The sequence below is a fragment of the Streptomyces sp. SA15 genome (assembly GCF_002291145.1).
Taxonomy (GTDB): Bacteria; Actinomycetota; Actinomycetes; order Streptomycetales; family Streptomycetaceae; genus Streptomyces.
This window is the reverse complement of sequence record NZ_NTGE01000074.1, coordinates 24,328-41,664: the sequence shown is the minus strand read 5'-3', so window position 1 is coordinate 41,664 and position 17,337 is coordinate 24,328. Positions and strand designations below refer to the sequence as shown.

At 69.4% G+C, this 17,337-nt stretch carries 12 protein-coding genes, 1 tRNA gene and 1 pseudogene; 4 read left to right on the top strand and 10 right to left on the bottom strand.

Features of this window, described 5'->3' with window-relative positions; all coding sequences use genetic code 11:
• Positions 1-10: 10 nt before the first annotated feature.
• Positions 11-84, bottom strand: a tRNA-Leu gene (locus CLM62_RS13555).
• Between the two features lie 102 nt (positions 85-186).
• Here CLM62_RS13555 and CLM62_RS13550 point away from each other — a divergent pair.
• Positions 187-843, top strand: a complete 657-nt coding sequence (locus tag CLM62_RS13550; RefSeq protein ID WP_095750107.1) for an ANTAR domain-containing response regulator — start codon at positions 187-189, stop codon at positions 841-843.
• Positions 844-924: 81 nt separating this feature from the next.
• Here CLM62_RS13550 and CLM62_RS13545 read toward each other — a convergent pair whose 3' ends face one another.
• The 8 genes from CLM62_RS13545 to CLM62_RS13510 all read right to left on the bottom strand — a co-directional run bounded on the left by CLM62_RS13545 (position 925) and on the right by CLM62_RS13510 (position 10,674).
• Positions 925-1,641 (bottom strand): ABC transporter ATP-binding protein, encoded by a 717-nt coding sequence (locus tag CLM62_RS13545; protein WP_095750106.1) that lies wholly within the window; start codon positions 1,639-1,641, stop codon positions 925-927.
• A complete protein-coding gene (locus tag CLM62_RS13540; RefSeq protein WP_095750170.1) occupies positions 1,638-2,489 on the bottom strand; it encodes an ABC transporter ATP-binding protein in 852 nt (283 codons plus the stop codon). The genes CLM62_RS13545 and CLM62_RS13540 overlap by 4 nt, the downstream gene beginning before the upstream one ends.
• 5 nt (positions 2,490-2,494) lie before the next feature.
• Positions 2,495-4,288 carry a branched-chain amino acid ABC transporter permease gene (locus CLM62_RS13535; RefSeq protein ID WP_095750105.1) on the bottom strand — a complete coding sequence of 598 codons (1,794 nt, stop codon included), beginning with the start codon at positions 4,286-4,288 and terminating at the stop codon, positions 2,495-2,497.
• A 5-nt stretch (positions 4,289-4,293) separates the two neighbouring features.
• Complete coding sequence (locus CLM62_RS13530) at positions 4,294-5,223, bottom strand: branched-chain amino acid ABC transporter permease (protein ID WP_095750104.1); 930 nt, start codon at positions 5,221-5,223, stop codon at positions 4,294-4,296.
• A gap of 152 nt (positions 5,224-5,375) precedes the next feature.
• Positions 5,376-6,602, bottom strand: coding sequence for a branched-chain amino acid ABC transporter substrate-binding protein (locus tag CLM62_RS13525; protein ID WP_095750103.1), 1,227 nt, complete (start codon positions 6,600-6,602; stop codon positions 5,376-5,378).
• Between the two features lie 274 nt (positions 6,603-6,876).
• Complete coding sequence (locus CLM62_RS13520; protein ID WP_095750102.1) at positions 6,877-7,587, bottom strand: hypothetical protein; 711 nt, start codon at positions 7,585-7,587, stop codon at positions 6,877-6,879.
• Positions 7,588-7,857: 270 nt separating this feature from the next.
• Entirely contained in the window at positions 7,858-8,346 is a 489-nt protein-coding gene (locus CLM62_RS13515; RefSeq protein ID WP_095750101.1) for a hotdog fold thioesterase, read from the bottom strand.
• A 48-nt stretch (positions 8,347-8,394) separates the two neighbouring features.
• Positions 8,395-10,674, bottom strand: coding sequence for an FdhF/YdeP family oxidoreductase (locus CLM62_RS13510; protein WP_095750100.1), 2,280 nt, complete (start codon positions 10,672-10,674; stop codon positions 8,395-8,397).
• Between the two features lie 341 nt (positions 10,675-11,015).
• Here CLM62_RS13510 and polA point away from each other — a divergent pair, with 341 nt between their 5' ends.
• Positions 11,016-13,742 carry a DNA polymerase I gene (gene polA / locus CLM62_RS13505; RefSeq protein ID WP_095750099.1) on the top strand — a complete coding sequence of 909 codons (2,727 nt, stop codon included), beginning with the start codon at positions 11,016-11,018 and terminating at the stop codon, positions 13,740-13,742.
• A 330-nt stretch (positions 13,743-14,072) separates the two neighbouring features.
• Positions 14,073-14,441 (top strand): hypothetical protein, encoded by a 369-nt coding sequence (locus CLM62_RS50020; protein ID WP_179382081.1) that lies wholly within the window; start codon positions 14,073-14,075, stop codon positions 14,439-14,441.
• Here the strand turns inward: CLM62_RS50020 and CLM62_RS13500 are convergent.
• A pseudogene (locus CLM62_RS13500) lies at positions 14,362-15,215 on the bottom strand (DUF4184 family protein). The gene CLM62_RS50020 and the pseudogene CLM62_RS13500 sit on opposite strands and share 80 nt — an antisense overlap.
• Positions 15,216-15,499: 284 nt before the next feature.
• On the opposite strand from CLM62_RS13500, the gene CLM62_RS13495 reads away from it, so the two are divergent.
• Entirely contained in the window at positions 15,500-17,242 is a 1,743-nt protein-coding gene (locus CLM62_RS13495) for a lytic transglycosylase domain-containing protein (protein WP_095750098.1), read from the top strand.
• Positions 17,243-17,337 lie beyond the last annotated feature (95 nt).

The following is a 17,337-nucleotide window of genomic DNA, read 5'->3' as shown; positions in this document are numbered from 1 at the left end:
CGGAGGTAAGTGCCCCGGGTGGGATTCGAACCCACACTTAATACCTTTTGAGGGTATCGTCTCTACCGATTGGACTACCGGAGCTTCTTCGAACCGAAGGTCAGTCTAACCCCTCGGTGCCTCAAACATACAGGAGCTAGGTAGGCTCAGGGCAAGCAGTAACCTGCCCCGTACCAAGGAGCCCCCGTGACCGCCCCCGAGTCGCCCCAGCCCGTAGACGCGCCCGACGACGACAAGTCGCACGTGCCTCCGCTGACGACCCGTGTCGTCATCGCCGAGGACGAGGCCCTGATCCGGCTCGACCTCAAAGAGATGCTGGAGGAAGAGGGCTACACCGTCGTAGGCGAGGCCGGTGACGGCGAGCAGGCCGTCGAGCTCGCCCGCGAGCACAAGCCGGACCTGGTCATCCTCGACGTGAAGATGCCCAAGCTGGACGGCATCTCGGCGGCCGAGAAGATCGCGGAAGACCGCATCGCCCCTGTCCTCATGCTCACCGCCTTTTCGCAGCGCGACCTCGTCGAGCGGGCGAGGGACGCGGGTGCGATGGCGTATCTCGTGAAGCCGTTCAGCAAGAGTGACGTCGTCCCGGCCATCGAGATGGCCGTCTCACGCTTCACGGAGCTGAAGGAACTGGAGAACGAGGTCGCCGACCTCTCCCAGCGTCTGGAGACCCGCAAGCTGGTCGACCGGGCGAAGTCCATCCTCCAGACGGAGTACGGGCTCACGGAGCCCGCCGCGTTCCGTTGGATCCAGAAGACGTCGATGGACCGTCGGATGTCGATGCAGCAGGTCGCCGAGGCGGTCATCCAGGACGCCGAGGAGAAGAAGTCCAACAAGGGCTGACACGCCGGACCCGAGTACGACGAGGCCCGCGCCCCCGGATCAGGGGGCGCGGGCCTCGTCGTATAAGGCGAAGGGGAAGACCTAGTCCTCGCCGAGGTATGCCTTCCGCACCGACTCGTCGTGCAGCAGGTCCTGCCCCGTGCCGGAGACGACGATGCTGCCGACCTCCATGACGTGTCCCTGGTCGGCCAGGGAGAGGGCGGCCTGGGCGTTCTGCTCGACGAGGAGGATGGTGGTGCCCTGGGACTTGAGCTCGGAGATGGTCGCCATGATCTTCTGCATCATGATGGGGGAGAGGCCCATGGAGGGCTCGTCCAGCATCAGGAGCTTCGGCTGGGACATCAGGGCCCTGCCCATGGCCAGCATCTGCTGCTCGCCGCCCGAGAGGGTTCCCGCGGCCTGCTTGCGGCGCTCTCCGAGGATCGGGAACAGGTCGTAGGCGCGCTGGATGTCCTTCTCGATGCCTTCCTTGTCCTTCCTGAGGAAGGCGCCGAGCTGGAGGTTCTCGGCGATGGTGAGGCGGGGGAAGATGTGGCGCCCCTCGGGGGAGTGGGCCAGCCCCAGCGCCACGATCTTGTGCGCGGCGACGCCGTTCAGTGGCTTGCCGTCGAAGAGGATCTTGCCGGACGTCGGCTTCAGGAGGCCGGACAGCGTGCGCAGTGTGGTCGTCTTGCCGGCGCCGTTGGTGCCGATGAGGGTGACGACCTGGCCGGCTTCGACGCTGAAGGAGATGCCCTTGACGGCTTCGATTTTGCCGTAGGAGACGCGGAGGTCCTCGACCTCCAGCAGTGCGGTCACTGGGCTTCTCCCTTGGTGCTGGTGGTGCTCTGCGCTGCTTCGGCGGCTTCGACCTCGGCGGCTTCCGCTTCGCCGGGGTCGCCTTCGAAGGGTTCGCCGAGGTAGGCGGCGATGACGCGTTCGTCGGCCTGGACGACTTCGGAGGTGCCTTCGACGAGTTTTTCGCCCTGGACGAGGACGGCGACGCGGTCGCACAGGTTGAAGATGAAGCGCATGTCGTGCTCGATGACGAGGACGGCGATGCCCTTGTCGCGGATGGCGAAGACCAGTTCCTCCGTGGCCCGCGTCTCCTGGGGGTTCATGCCGGCCGTCGGTTCGTCCAGCAGGAGCAGGCCCGGCTCGGACGCCATTGCCCGCGCGATCTCCAGCTTGCGCTGCTCGCCGTAGGGGAGGTTGCGGGCCAGGTGGTCGCGCTTGTGGGCGAGGCCGATGAACTCGAGGAGTTCCATGGCCCTTTCCTCGCTGGCCTTTTCGGCCTTCTTGAAGCCGGGGCCGCGGAGGAGGGCCGACCACAGGCCTTCCTTGGTCCGTGTGTGGCGGCCGACGAGGACGTTTTCGAGGACCGTCATGTTGGCGAACAGGCGGATGTTCTGGAAGGTGCGGGCGATGCCGGCCTGGGTGACGAGGTGGGGCTTGGGCGGGAGGACCGTGCCCTTGTAGGAGACGGTGCCTTCCGTCGGGATGTAGAGGCCCGTGAGGCAGTTGAAGAAGGTCGTCTTGCCGGCGCCGTTGGGGCCGATCAGGCCGACGATTTCTCCTGAGTTGACGGTGAAGTCGACCGAGCGTACGGCGGTGAGGCCGCCGAAGCGCATGGTGACGCCGCGTGCTTCGAGTACTGGTGTGGTCATGTTGTTCACGCCCCCGCCTTGGTGACGGTTGCCGGTTCGTCGGTCAGCGTCGTTTGTTGTGGTACGTCGAGTTGGCCGGTCTCGTGGAATTCGAGTTGGTTGCGGCGGTTGGCGATGATGCCTTCGGGGCGGAAGCGCATCAGCAGGATGAGCGCGACGCCGAAGGCGAGCAGCGACTTGTCCTGGAGGAACACCAGTTTTTCGGGCAGCAGGTAGAGCAGTGCGGCGCCGAGGATGGGGCCTGCCACGGTGCCCATGCCGCCGAGGACGACTGCGGCGAGGAGGAAGGCCGAGTTGGGGGGTGTGGAGCCCGCGAACTGGTAGGGGGTGGGGACGACGCTGTAGGTGACGTGGGCGCTGACGGTGCCGGCGAGGCCGGCGAGGGAGGCGCCGAGGGCGAAGGCGACGAGTTTGACGCGGAAGCCGTTGATGCCCATGGCGGTGGCCGCGGTTTCGTCTTCGCGGATGGCGATCCAGGAGCGGCCGATGCGGGAGTCGGCGGCGCGGGTGTAGACGAGGACGACGATGGCCATGACGAGGACCATCAGGAGGTAGTAGTTGGCGAAGCGGCCGAGGGTGAAGCCGCCGATGTCGTGTGCTTCGCCGAAGTTGAATCCGAAGAAGTTGAGGTCGGGGATGGAGGGGATTCCGTTGGGGCCGTTGGTGATGTCGGGCCCGGATTCGCCGTCCATGTTGTTGACGGCGATGCGGAAGATTTCTCCGAAGCCGAGGGTGACGATGGCGAGGTAGTCGCCGCGCAGGCGCAGGGTGGGGGCGCCGATGAGGACGCCGAAGACGAGGCTGGCGGCGGCGCCGGTGAGGGCGGAGGCCCAGAAGGGGAACTGGACGCCGGAGAAGGTGGAGAACTCGGAGCCGGAGACGAGGGCGGCGGTGTAGGCGCCGACGCCGAGGAAGGCGACGTATCCGAGGTCGAGGAGTCCGGCGAGGCCGACGACGATGTTGAGGCCGAGGGCGACGGTTCCGAAGATGAGGATGTTGACGCCGATGTTGGCGTAGTGGTCGTCGGTCTGGGTGAAGGGGAACGCGATCGCTGCGGCGAAGCCCATGGCGAGCGTGAAGCTGCGGTTGTGGGCGACGAGGCGCGAGAACCGGTCCATGAGGCCGGCGGTGTGCAGGGCCCAGGCGAAGAAGACGACCACGATGAGGTAGCCGACGAAGAGTTCGCCGTATTCGGTGTCGATGCCGTAGGTGAAGACGCCGAGGCCGAGGATCGTCACGAGGGTGATGGTGGCGCGTTCCAGCCAGGGAGCGAGGGGCTGGGGTGTGGGGATGGTGTCGGGTTTGGTGATGTACGCCTTCAGGCTCTCCTTGGTGCTGTCTTCGCCGACGCCTTCCTGGGGGAGGGCGAAGGCGCCGAGGACGGGCAGCAGGGAGGCGATGGCGGCTATCCAGGCGCCTGGTTCGAGGTTGACGACGCCGCCGAGGTTGGTGCTGATGGCGATGACGGTGAACCAGGTGGTACCGAAGCCGCCCAGGGCCGCGAGGGCGAGGGGGGCGTTGTTGCGGGCGGGCAGGAGCCAGCCGAGGCCTCGGACGCCGTAGAGGGAGAGGGTGAAGAGGGTGGTGAGGAGGCCGGCAGTGAAGGTGAGCCACTGCAGGCCGCCGGGGTAGCCGTAGACGGTGAGGTCGCCGGGGAACTCGGAGGTCCAGGTCCAGGCGAGGAACGCGGAGGCGGCGGTGGCGATGCCGCCGGCGAGGAGGAGTGCGCGGGCGGCGGCGACCGGTAGCGGGATGAGGCCGCGGGTGGTGGGGGTGGTCTTGGTGGTGATGTCGGTCATTGTGATCACGCCCTGTCCGCGACGCGTTCGCCGAGCAGGCCTTGTGGTCTGAGGAGGAGGACGAGGATGAGGAGGGCGAAGGCCCAGACGTCGGCCCAGGCCTGGCCGCCGAGCTGCTGCATGCCGGGGACGCCGTCGATGTAGGCGGAGGCGAGGGTTTCGGCGACGCCGAGGACGAGGCCGCCGAGCATGGCGCCGTAGATGTTGCCGATGCCGCCGAGGACGGCGGCGGTGAAGGCCTTGAGGCCCATGAGGAAGCCCATGCGGTAGTCGACGTTGCCGTACTTCAGGCCGTATGCCACTGCTGCTACGGCGGCGAAGAAGCCGCCGATGGCGAAGGCGATGACGATGATGCGGTTGGTGTCGATGCCCATGAGCTGGGCGGTGTCCGGGTCTTGCGCGGTGGCCTGCATGGCGCGGCCGGTGCGGCTCTTGCGGACGAAGAAGGCGAGGGCGGACATGCACACGATGGCGGCGACGACCAGGAAGATGTCGGCGTCCTTGATGGTGATGGAGCCGATGTCGTGGGTGTTGTCGAGGCCGGGGAAGGCGCGGGCGCGGTCGGCGCCGGGGTAGAAGTTGCGGACGACTTCCTGGAGGGCCAGGGAGAGGCCGATCGCGGTGATGAGCGGTGCTAGCCGTGGTGCTCCGCGCAGTGGTCGGTAGGCGAACCGTTCCGCTCCGACGGCGATGAGGATGGCGACGATGCCGCCGCCTATCAGCATCAGGGGGACGGCGATCGCCATCGCGGTGCCGTCGGGGAGGATGTAGAAGTAGACCGTGAGGGCGCCGAAGGCCCCGGTCATGAAGATCTCGCCGTGCGCGAAGTTGATGAGCTGGACGATGCCGTACACCATCGTGTAGCCGATGGCGATCAGCCCGTACATCGAGCCGAGGAGCAGCCCGTTGGCCAGCTGCTGCGGCAGGGTGTTCACCGCGTGGCCTCCATGTCGCTGGTGGTCGTGTGCACTGGTGGCGTGCAGGGTCTGGGGTGCACTGATCGCGTGCAGGGTCTGGATGTGGAAACGGGCCGCGCGGTCGGGGTCCCCTTCCGCGCGGCCCGTGGTGAGGCTTTTTGGGGCCTGGGTCAGCCGAGATCGGCGGTGCCGGTCTCGACAGCCTTCCAGGCGCCCTTTTCGACCTGGTAAACCGTCAGCTGCTTGTTGGTCGTGTCGCCGTACTGGTCGAAGGAGACCTTGCCGGTGAGGCCTTCGAAGTCGGACTTCTGGACCTCGTCGACGACGGTGGAGCGCAGGGCGTTCATGTCGGTGGGCACCTTGCCGCCGTTGGCGTCCGCGGCGGCCTTCACGGCCTTGATGATGGCGGTGGTGGCGTCGTAGGCGTAGGCGCCGTAGGCGCCGTAGTCGCCCTTGTAGCCCTTGGCCTTGTAGGTCTCGATGAACGTCTTGGCGGCGGGCAGGGTGTCCGCGGGGACGCCGATCGCGGTGACGAGGTCGCCTTCGGAGGAGGCGCCGGCGGCTTCGATGTAGGTGGAGGCGAACATGCCGTCGCCGCCGAACAGCGGGATCTTGACGCCGGCGTCCTTGAGCTGCTTGGTGATCAGCGAAGACTCGTCGTACTGGCCGCCGTAGTAGAGCAGGTCGGCGCCGGAGTTCTTGATCTTGGTGACGAGGGAGCCGAAGTCCTTGGTGCCGGTGTTGACGTGGTCGGTCTGGACGACCTGGCCGCCGAGCTTCTTGAACTGCTCGTTGAAGATCTTCGCGAGGCCGGCACCGTAGGTCTGCTTGTCGTCGACGACGAAGGCCTTCTTCTTCTTGAGCTTGTTGAAGGCGTACTGGGCGGCGAAGCTGCCCTGCAGTTCGTCGGTGGTGGCGGTGCGGAAGTAGGTCTTGAACGGCCGCTTCTTGTCGGTCTGCCAGTTCTTGCCCTGGGTCAGCTCGGGGGCGGTGTTCGCCGGGGAGATCTGGACCATGTTGGCCGAGGCGAAGACCTGCTGCATGGTCTGGGCGACACCGGAGTTCAGCGGGCCGACGGCGCCGACGGCGGTCTTGTCGCCGGTGATGGACGTGGCGTTCGACTGGCCGGTGGCGGGCTGCGCCTTGTCGTCCAGGGCCTTGAGCTTGAACGTCACGCCGGGGACGAGCTTGTTCTTGTTGGCGTCGTCGACGGCGATCTGGGCGCCGTACTGGATGCCGAGGCCGGTGGTGGAGTTCTCGCCGGAGAGCGGGGCGTCCACGCCGATGGTCAGGGTTTTGCCGTCTCCGTTGTCGCCACTGTCGCCGCTGTCGTCACGGGAGCCGCAAGCGGTGAGCGTCAGAGCTCCGGTCGCGAGGACGGAGGTAAGTATCACCAAGGAACGTCGCACAATCAGTCCTTTCCGCAGTCACTGCCATCCCTGTGGGGGCGGCGGGTGCCGCGCTGGTACCGAACTCCCGATGGAGCGGTGACTGGCCGTGACTCTAAGCCCGGTTTGTGCGCAGGGGCATCGTCGGGCGCTTCCTTGTGACTTTCTTGTTATGACGTGATGGAGGGCAGGCATCGGCGGAGGGGACTCTCGGCCGGTTTGGCCGATTTTCCCCTCGGTCCGCATTCTGAGAACTTGCACTTCCGGTTGGCCGTGGGGCAGGTCATGCGGTGGTGGGGTGGCAGGCGTCGTGGAGGAGCGCGGAAAGGTCCTGGGAGAAGGTGCCGCCGAAGATGAAACTGTGGTGTTGTATTGCGCGCGTGTTACGGAGCGTTACGTCGAGGAAGGGGAGGTCGGCATTGAGGGGCAGCTCCGAACAGTCGGAAACGGATATCTCGACTGTGATGTGGCGCGTTGCCCCGGCGTCCACCGTGAAGTCGGGGTCGGGTGTGGCCTGGGCGTTGAGCCCGGGGAAGGCCGTCCCGGTGACTCTGAGGGTAACGGGCGGGCCGTCGGCGATGGTGACGGCGAATCGGTAACGGCCGCTTTTTGTGCCTGTCGTGGGGGCGTTGGGGGGTTCGGTGGGTCCCAGGTAGCGCCAGGCGGTGACGTTGGCGGGCCAGGGGATGGGTGGCGGGGGCGGTGCGGTGCGGTCGGCTGTCGCGGCGGGTGTGAGCAGCAGGAACCCGGCCGCTGTGGCGACGACGCCGGCCGCGCGGGCGGCTTTGCGGGCGCGGAGTGGCAGGGCGGGCCGGAGGGCCGCCGGGCGGCCGGTCAGGCGTCCGGTGGGACGGCTGGTCGGGTGGCCGTGCGGGTGGCCTTTGGGTCGGCGGGTGAGGCGGTCGGTGAGCCGCGGGGGATCGACGCCGATGATGTCGTAACCGCCGTCCGTCTCCGATGAGTTGACGGGTTCGACGGGGCCGGTGCCGGTCATGGGGGCGGCCTCATGGGAAGAGTATGCCGTCAACCCGCGGGGAATCGTGCCGCTGAGGCGGTACGGCCGGTTGCGTGGCCGAGTGCCTCGGCGGCCGGGGGCGGTGGGCAGCGTGTCCGCGTGTCCGTCGAGGCCGTGGGCGCCGATCTCGCCCGCCCGTCAGGCTGGGCAGTCGTGCCGCCTGGGGCGGCGCCCGTCCCGAGGAAGGGCGGCACCCCGTCGGCGCCGGGCTGCGCGACCCACCCCCCCGGCCTCAGTCAACCCGCACGATCAGCCGGCGACCACCACATGTTGCCCATCCCCCGGTCGGACATCCCGCAGCATGCAGGTGAGCCGCGCGGTGCACACCCGCCGCCCCGCCTCATCACTGATCACGATCTCGTACGTAGCCGTGGACCGCCCTCGATGCAAGGGCGTGGCCACTCCAGTCACCAGGCCCGACCGCACCCCCCGATGATGGGTGCAGTTCAGATCGACGCCCACCGCGATCTTGGAGCTGCCGGCGTGCAGCATCGACCCCACCGATCCCAGCGTCTCGGCCAGTACGGCGGACGCGCCTCCGTGCAGCAGTCCGTACGGCTGTGTGTTCCCCTCGACCGGCATCGTGCCGACGACCCGCTCCGCCGACGCCTCCACTATCTGTACGCCCATCCGCGTCCCGAGGTGCCCCGCGGAGAACAGCGCCGGCAGGTCCACGCCGAGTGCGGCGTACTCGTCGATGACCTCTTGCGGGAACGTCACGTACTGCTGCTCGCCCATGGGGCCCGACTCCGTTCGTCGTGATCGCTGGCTCGACTGAGCAAACGCTCAGTCGGTCGCCGATTGTTCCAGACGTACGACGACGGACTTGCTGGCCGGGGTATTGCTGGTGTCAGCGGTGGCGTCGAGAGGGACGAGGACGTTGGTCTCCGGGTAGTAGGCGGCCGCGCAGCTCCGTGCGGTCGGGTAGTGCACGACCCGGAAGCCGGGCGCCCGGCGCTCGACCCCGTCCTTCCACTCGCTGACCAGGTCGACGTAGGAGCCGTCCGCGACGCCCAGCGCGCGGGCGTCCTCGGGGTTGACCAGGACGACCCTGCGGCCGTTCTTGATGCCGCGGTAGCGGTCGTCCAGGCCGTAGATCGTGGTGTTGTACTGGTCGTGCGAGCGCAGCGTCTGCAGCAGCAGCCGGCCCTCGGGCAGCTCGGGGTACTCGACGGGCGCGGCGGTGAAGTTTGCCTTGCCGGTGGCGGTCGGGAAGCGGCGCTCGTCGCGCGGGCCGTGCGGCAGGACGAAGCCGCCGGGGTGCGCCACGCGCGCGTTGAAGTCCTCGAAGCCGGGGATCACGCGTGCGATGCGGTCGCGGATGGTGGCGTAGTCCTTCTCGAACTCCTCCCACGGCACTTTGCTGTCTACGCCGAGGACCCGGCGGGCCAGGCGGCAAACGATCGCCGGTTCGGACAGCAGGTGCGTGCTCGCGGGTTCCAGGCGGCCGCGGGAGGCGTGCACCATGCCCATGGAGTCCTCGACGGTGACGAACTGTTCGCCGCCGCCCTGGAGGTCGCGCTCGGTGCGGCCCAGCGTGGGCAGGATCAGGGCACGCGCGCCGGTGACGGCGTGCGAGCGGTTGAGCTTGGTCGATACGTGCACGGTCAGCCGGGCGCGGCGCATGGCCGCCTCGGTGACGTCGGTGTCGGGGGTGGCGGAGACGAAGTTGCCGCCCATGGCGAAGAAGACCTTGGCCTCGCCGTCACGCAGGGCGCGGATGGCCCGTACGACGTCGTAGCCGTGTTCGCGTGGCGGTGCGAAGCCGAACTCCTTCTCCAGGGCGTCCAGGAAGGCGGGTGCGGGGCGTTCGAAGATGCCCATCGTGCGGTCGCCCTGCACGTTCGAGTGGCCGCGCACCGGGCACACGCCGGCGCCGGGGCGGCCGATGTTGCCGCGCAGGAGGAGGAAGTTGACGATCTCGCGGATGGTCGGCACGGCATGCTTGTGCTGGGTGAGGCCCATCGCCCAGCAGACGATGGTCCGCTTGGAGGCGAGGACCATGCGCAGGGCTTCCTCGATCTCCTTCTGGGTCAGGCCGGTGGCGGTGAGCGTCTCGTCCCAGTCGGCGGCGCGGGCGGTCTCCGTGAACTCCTCGTAGCCGTGGGTGTGTTCGCGGACGAACTCCTCGTCGACGGCGCCCTCGGTCTCGAGGATCAGTTTGTTGAGGAGGCGGAAGAGGGCCTGGTCGCCGCCGATGCGGATCTGCAGGAACAGGTCGGTCAGGGCGGCTCCGGCGGTGAGGCCCTTGGGGGTCTGCGGGTTCTTGAAGCGCTCCAGGCCGGCCTCGGGCAGCGGGTTGACGCTGATGATCTTCGCGCCGTTGGCCTTGGCCTTCTCCAGGGCGGAGAGCATGCGCGGGTGGTTGGTGCCGGGGTTCTGGCCGGCGACGATGATCAGGTCGGCCTTGTAGAGGTCTTCGAGCAGGACGCTGCCCTTGCCGATGCCGATCGTCTCGGACAGGGCCGACCCGGAGGACTCGTGGCACATGTTGGAGCAGTCGGGCAGGTTGTTCGTGCCGAGCTCGCGTGCGAAGAGCTGGTAGAGGAAGGCGGCCTCGTTGCTGGTGCGCCCGGAGGTGTAGAAGACGGCCTCGTCGGGGGAGGACAGGGCGCTGATCTCCTCGGCGACGATGTCGAAGGCGCGCTCCCAGGTCACCGGCTCGTAGCGCGCTCCGCCTTCGGGGAGGTACATGGGGTGGGTGAGCCGGCCCTGCTGGCCGAGCCAGTAGCCGCTGCGTCCGGCGAGGTCGGCGACGGAGTGCGCGGCGAAGAACTCCGGGGTGACCCGGCGCAGGGTGGCTTCCTCGGCGACCGCCTTCGCGCCGTTCTCACAGAACTCCGCCGCGTGCCGGTGGTCCGGCTCCGGCCAGGCGCAGCCCGGGCAGTCGAAGCCGTCCTTCTGATTGACGCGCAGGAGGGTCAGCGCGGTGCGCTTGACGCCCATCTGCTGCTGGGCCATGCGCAGGCTGTGGCCGATGGCCGGGATGCCGGCCGCTGCGTGCTTCGGCTCGGCGACCTGCGGCGCGTCCTGGACTGGATCTGCCTTGGGCGGCTTGGTGGCCATCGCACACTCCTCTTCCACTGCGCACGTGAGTACGTCTCCGATCCTCGCACGCGCCACCGACAGGCGGAGCGTGCGGGCGTGCGGGCGTGCGGGCGTGCGGAGGTCGGGGCACCGCATACCGGGCTGAGGAGGAGCTGCGGCTGAGAGTGGAAGATCCGCCACCGCGGCGACCAGCCACGACGGCGGGGTCCGGCGCGGAGGCCGGCGGAGGCCGACGGAGGCCGGCTGTGCCCGGCGGCCCGCACCCCCTGAAGCCGTGGCCGGTCCGCCTGAAGCCGTGGCCGGTCCGCCGGAGGCACGCGCGGGTCCGACTGTCAGTGGCTCGTGGCAGGATCGGGGACGTGGCAGAGACAGCATCGAAGCAGACCGACACCAACCCCGGCGCCGACCGCCCCCGCCTGATGCTCATGGACGGGCACTCGCTGGCCTACCGCGCGTTCTTCGCGCTGCCCGCGGAGAACTTCACCACCGCGACGGGCCAGCCGACGAACGCGATCTACGGCTTCGCGTCGATGCTGGCCAACACCCTGCGCGACGAGGCGCCCACGCACTTCGCGGTGGCCTTCGACGTCTCCCGCAAGACCTGGCGCTCCGAGGAGTTCACGGAGTACAAGGCGAACCGTTCCAAGACCCCGGACGAGTTCAAGGGCCAGGTCGAGCTGATCGGGGAGTTGCTCGACGCGATGCAGGCCCACCGCTTCGCCATCGACGGGTTCGAGGCGGACGACGTCATCGCCACGCTCGCCACGCAGGCCGAGGCCGAGGGGTTCGAGGTGCTGATCGTCACCGGCGACCGCGACTCCTTCCAGTTGGTCAGCGAGCACACGACGGTGCTGTATCCGACCAAGGGCGTCTCCGAGCTGACCCGGTTCACCCCGGAGAAGGTCTTCGAGAAGTACGGGCTGACGCCGTCGCAGTACCCGGATTTCGCGGCCCTGCGCGGCGACCCGTCCGACAACCTGCCGGGCATCCCGGGCGTCGGGGAGAAGACGGCCGCGAAGTGGATCAACCAGTTCGGGTCCTTCGCGGAGCTGGTCGAGCGCGTCGACGAGGTCAAGGGCAAGGCCGGGCAGAACCTCCGCGACCATCTGGAGGCGGTCAAGCTCAACCGTCGGCTCACGGAGCTGGAGCGGCGGGTGGAGCTGCCCAAGACGGTCGCCGATCTGGAGCGGGCCGCGTACGACCGCAAGGCCGTCGCGATGATCTTGGACACCCTGGAGATCCGCAACCCGTCCCTGCGTGAGCGCCTCTTCGCCGTCGACCCGGGTGCCGAGGAGGCCGAGGCGACGCCGATCACGACGGACGGCGTCCAGATGGACGGCCAGGTGCTCGGCACCGGCGAGCTGGCCGGCTGGCTCACCGAGCACGGCACGCAGGTCCTCGGCGTGGCCACGGTCGACACCTGGGCGCTCGGCACGGGCTCGGTCGCCGAGGTCGCTCTGGCCGCACCCGATGGCGCGGCCGCCTGGTTCGACCCGTCACAGCTGGACGAGGCGGACGAGAAGGCCTTCGCGGCCTGGCTGGCGGACGCGGGCCGCCCCAAGGTCTTCCACAACGCCAAGGGCGCGATGCGCGTCTTCGCCGAGCACGGCTGGAGCGTGGCCGGCGTCTCCATGGACACGGCACTGGCCGCCTACCTGGTCAAGCCGGGCCGCCGCTCCTTCGACCTGGACGCCCTGTCCCTGGAATACCTGCACCGCGAGCTGGCCCCCGCCGCGGCGGCCGACGGCCAGCTGGCCTTCGGTACGGACGAGGGCGCCGAGGCCGAGGCCCTGATGATCCAGGCCCGCGCGGTCCTCGACCTGGGGGAGGCCTTCGAGGGCCGCCTCCAGGAGGTCGGCGCGGCGGACCTGCTGCGGGACGTGGAGCTGCCCACCTCAGCCCTGCTGGCCCGGATGGAGCGGCACGGCATCGCGGCCGACCGGGCCCATCTGGAGGCCATGGAGCAGATGTTCGCGGGCGCCGTTCAGCAGGCGGTGAAGGAGGCGCACGCGGCGGCCGGGCACGAGTTCAACCTGGGCTCGCCCAAGCAGCTCCAGGAGGTCCTCTTCGGTGAGCTGGCCCTGCCCAAGACGAAGCGCACCAAGACCGGTTACACGACCGACGCGGACGCCCTCGCGTGGCTGGCGACCCAGACGGACAACGAACTGCCGGTGATCATGCTCCGGCACCGGGAGCAGGCGAAGCTGCGGGTCACCGTCGAGGGCCTGATCAAGACGGTCGCGGCGGACGGCCGTATCCACACCACGTTCAACCAGACGGTCGCCGCGACCGGCCGCCTGTCGTCCACCGACCCGAACCTCCAGAACATCCCGGTCCGCACCGACGAGGGCCGCGCGATCCGCCGCGGCTTCGTGGTCGGCGACGGCTTCGAGTCCCTGATGACGGCGGACTACAGCCAGATCGAGCTGCGCGTGATGGCCCACCTGTCCGAGGACACGGGCCTCATCGAGGCGTTCACCTCGGGCGAGGACCTGCACACGACCGCGGCCGCGCAGGTGTTCTCCGTCGAGCCCGCCGGGGTGGACGCGGAGATGCGGCGCAAGATCAAGGCGATGTCGTACGGCCTGGCCTACGGTCTGTCGGCCTTCGGCCTCTCCCAGCAGCTGAACATCGAGGCGGCGGAGGCCCGCGCCCTGATGGACGCGTACTTCGAGCGCTTCGGCGGCGTACGGGACTATCTGCGCCGGGCCGTCGACGAGGCGCGGTCCACGGGCTACACGGCGACGCTCTTCGGACGCCGCCGCTACCTGCCCGACCTCAACAGCGACAACCGTCAGCGCCGTGAGGCGGCCGAGCGCATGGCCCTCAACGCACCCATCCAGGGCACGGCCGCGGACATCGTCAAGATCGCGATGCTGAACGTGGACCGGGCGCTGCGGGAGGCAGACCTGAAGTCCCGCATGCTCCTCCAGGTCCACGACGAAATCGTCCTGGAGATCGCCCCCGGCGAGCGCGCGACCGCGGAGGAACTGGTCCGCCGCGAAATGGAGAACGCGGTCCACCTCCGCGTCCCCCTCGGCGTCTCGGTGGGCGCGGGCTCGGACTGGGAGTCGGCAGCGCATTAGCCTGCGGCGGTTCGGCGGGAGGGTTCGTTGGCAGCGTGCGGCTGAGTAGCGGACCCTCCATCGCCACGACGACAGTCCCTGTCGGCTCAGAACTCGCTCGGCGCAGAATCTCCGCCGCAACGGCGAGCACCCCCACGGCGCACTCCGGCGGTGCCGAACCGACCGCAACCCCACCGGACACCCACCCCACCGGACACCCACCCCACCGGACACCCACCCCACCGCACACCCACCCACCCCGCACAACCCCGCCCCACCCCCGGAGGGACCCGTCACCCACGTGGCCCCCGCGAAAACGCCCCCGCCGCCCCCGCCCGTCAAGATGCGGGCATGGGTATACGCATGCTCCGCCGCCGGACGGCCCGCGCACGGACGCAGGCGCAGGCGCACACCGCATCGGCCCCGTCCACCCGGCCCCGCCCGGTACCGGCCTTCACAGTCGTCGCAAGCACCGCCCGCATCCCCACCGACCTGGCGACAGCCCTGCGCCGAGCCACCGCGGTCGGCACCACCCACATTCCGGCCCACTGGGCGACAACCCTGCGTCGAGCAGTCGTCGCAAGCACCGCCCGCATCCCCACCGGCCTGGCGACAGCCCTGCGCCGAGCGAGCGCGGCGCTCAGCGGGCAGCGGGACGGCTCCGCCGCTCCTCGTCCGCGTCCGAACCGTCGGGGACCGGGGCCGGACGCCAGACCCTGACCCGCGCGGCGTACAGCACCACGCCCAGGACGAGTCCCGCGCCGGCACCGAAGCACAGCGTCGGGATCAGTTCCCAGGGCTTCGCGGTGGACCCCAGTACTCCCACCACCGTGTCGCGCGTTGCGCCGCCGCGACCACCGCACAGCCGCCGATCACGGCCCCGGCCCACCACCGGTCCCGTACGGACAACACCGGAACCCCCACCGGTTCGGCCGCGGGCGCCCGCCGTAGCGCGTGTGCCACGAACACGGCGATCACCACCGCGGCCACCGCCGAACCGCCGTACTGCAGGTACCAGTACAAGGGAGAGCCGGCCACCTCCCGCCCCAGGACGGGAAACAGCCGCATCCCCCACCGGTCGAGGTGCGTGAACGCGTCCCACACGACGTGGGTCAGCGCGCCGAGTGCGGCGGAGACGTACCACCACACCACCGAAACGGGCCGTACGCGCGCGCGTGGCGCCCCGCAGCGCAGCAGCGTTGCCACCCGGCCCTGCCACGCTCGCGGCAGCAGCGCCACCAGCGGCTCACGGACCAGCAGCCACAACCCCACCAACGCCCAGGCGACCAGCACGTCGACGGTGAGCACGCCCGGGAAGGAATGGGTGAACTCACCGAACTCCATCGCCCCGGAGACGACACTCGCCGCGTAGTAGGTCATGTCGGGAGCAAAGGAACCCGCCACGAGTGCGGCCGGCACCAGCGATCCCCGGGCGGTTCCGTCGGTGCGTACGGCGGGCAGGACGGCCGCCGCATGGCTCAGGGTGAACGGCAACGAAGCTCCTCGCGGCGGATGTTGGGCCGGCGGTCGACCGGGTTCTTCAATGCCGTTCAGTATGAGCGATGCGATCGGGCCCCGATCCGACATGGCCAATCGGTGAAAATCGGGCACGAACGGGTGCCCGAGCAAAGGAAGTTGTCGTAGGGTCGCCTGGGTCACACCGAAGCGCGGCACGGGGGGCAACCCCCAGTGCGGTTCGATCGTCACAACAGGTCGAGCACAGACGTCGAACACAGACAGACACGGGCGGTCGGGCGTCCACGGGAGGGGTTCCATTTATGGCGGCGCAATTCGGTAGGCGGCTGCGCAAGGGAGCGGCGACCACCGCCGTGGCCGCGGCCGCGGTCGCGGCCCTGTCCGCCTCCCAGGCTCCGGGGGTGACGGCCGACGACCAGAACAGACCGGCCACCACCGGCGCCGAGACCGCACCCGACGCGACCGCCGACGACGGTGGCGGCGCCACCGGCAACTCGCCGTACTACACGGACCTGCCGCCGCTGAACACCCCGAGCCCCTCGCCGACCGCCGACGGTAACCCCGTATCCCCGGGCGAGGCCGAGGCGGGCATCCCCGCCACCGTCCTCGACGCCTACAAGAAGGCCGCGGCCGAACTGCAGGCGTCCAAGCCCGGCTGCAACCTGCCCTGGCAACTCCTGGCCGCCATCGGCAAGGTCGAGTCGGGCCAGGCCCGCGGCGGCCGCGTCGACGCGGCCGGCACCACCACCTCCCCGATCCTCGGTCCGCAGCTCGACGGCAACGGTTTCGCGCTCATCAGGGACACCGACGACGGCGCGTACGACGGCAACAGCACGTACGACCAGGCCGTCGGCCCCATGCAGTTCATCCCGTCCACCTGGGCGTGGGCGGGCCGCGACGGCAACGGCGACGGCACCGAGGACCCCAACAACATCTACGACGCCGCGTTTTCGGCCGGCCATTACCTTTGCCGCTACGGCTGGGACCTGTCCACGCAGGCCGACCTCAACAGGGCGATCCTCAGCTACAACAACTCGCAGGACTACCTGAACACGGTCCTGTCGTGGCTGGAGTACTACCGCAAGGGCATCCGCGAGATCCCGGACGGCACCGGCACCCTGCCCGATGACGGCAACCGCAGCGACGGCGGCAACAGGGCGAACACCAAGCCCTCGCCCCCGGCCTCCGACACGCCGGACAACAAGCCCAGCACGCCCGGCAAGCCCGGTGGCGGCTCCCAGAGCCCGAAGCCGCCCACGTCGTCTCCGCCCGGCACGCCGAAGCCGCCGCCCACGTCCCCCGGCGCCCCCCAGACCCCCACCGACACAGTGGACCACCTGGAGGACGCCGGCACCGCGAAGCTCACCGCGATCGCGGGCGACACGTTCACCAAGAAGATCAGCACCCGTGCCGAGACCAAGGCCGGCGCGGCCGTCGCCAAGGTCCGCATCCGCTTCACGATCATCGGCGACACCGACGCCACCTTCGCCGGCGGCGAGAATGTCGCCACGGTCGTCACCAACAGCACCGGCGTGGCCGTCGCGCCCGCGCTGAAGGCGGGCGAGAAGACTGGCGACTTCACCGTCCGCGCCACCGTCGTCGGCCGCATGGTCAGCGGCCTCGACTACGAGGCCACCGTCACCGAACGCGTGGCCGGCGCCCTCACCCGCACCAGCGCCACCGCGCTGACCTGCAAGGCCGGCGGCGAGTTCGCCGAGCAGGTCGAGGTGAAGGCGACGTACCAGGGCGAGGCCGCGGACAAGGTCGCGGTCACCGCCACGCTCATCAAGTCCGTGCTCGACCCGTCCGAGAACGACAAGGGCCCCTACTTCAAGGACGCGGACGGCAAGCCGATCCGTACCCTGAAGGGCCTGGAGACGGACGCGAACGGCCTGTTGAAGCTGCCGAAGCTGTACGCGGACGACACCACCGGCACGTTCCTGCTCCGCATCGAGGCGGCGGGCGGGGCGACGCTCACGGTCCCGCTGACCGTGGAAGCGGCCGAGACGTCGTCGCCGAGCCCGTCGGCCAGCCCCAGCGCATAGGCCCTTCCGCAGTCCCTTAGCGGTCCCTTCGCAGTCCTTCGTGCTCCTTCTACGACGGCGGCGGCGCCCCTTCACCGAGGGGGCGCCGCCGTTGT

Bases quoted from the DNA above. Each gene is read 5' to 3' on its own strand.
- CLM62_RS13540 (WP_095750170.1), bottom strand. From the start codon at position 2,489: ATGACCACACCAGTACTCGAAGCACGCGGCGTCACCATGCGCTTCGGC.
- CLM62_RS13510 (WP_095750100.1), bottom strand. From the start codon at position 10,674: ATGGCCACCAAGCCGCCCAAGGCAGATCCAGTCCAGGACGCGCCGCAG.
- CLM62_RS13535 (WP_095750105.1), bottom strand. From the start codon at position 4,288: ATGACCGACATCACCACCAAGACCACCCCCACCACCCGCGGCCTCATC.
- CLM62_RS13520 (WP_095750102.1), bottom strand. From the start codon at position 7,587: ATGACCGGCACCGGCCCCGTCGAACCCGTCAACTCATCGGAGACGGAC.
- CLM62_RS50020 (WP_179382081.1), top strand. From the start codon at position 14,073: ATGGGTATACGCATGCTCCGCCGCCGGACGGCCCGCGCACGGACGCAG.
- CLM62_RS13515 (WP_095750101.1), bottom strand. From the start codon at position 8,346: ATGGGCGAGCAGCAGTACGTGACGTTCCCGCAAGAGGTCATCGACGAG.
- CLM62_RS13495 (WP_095750098.1), top strand. From the start codon at position 15,500: ATGGCGGCGCAATTCGGTAGGCGGCTGCGCAAGGGAGCGGCGACCACC.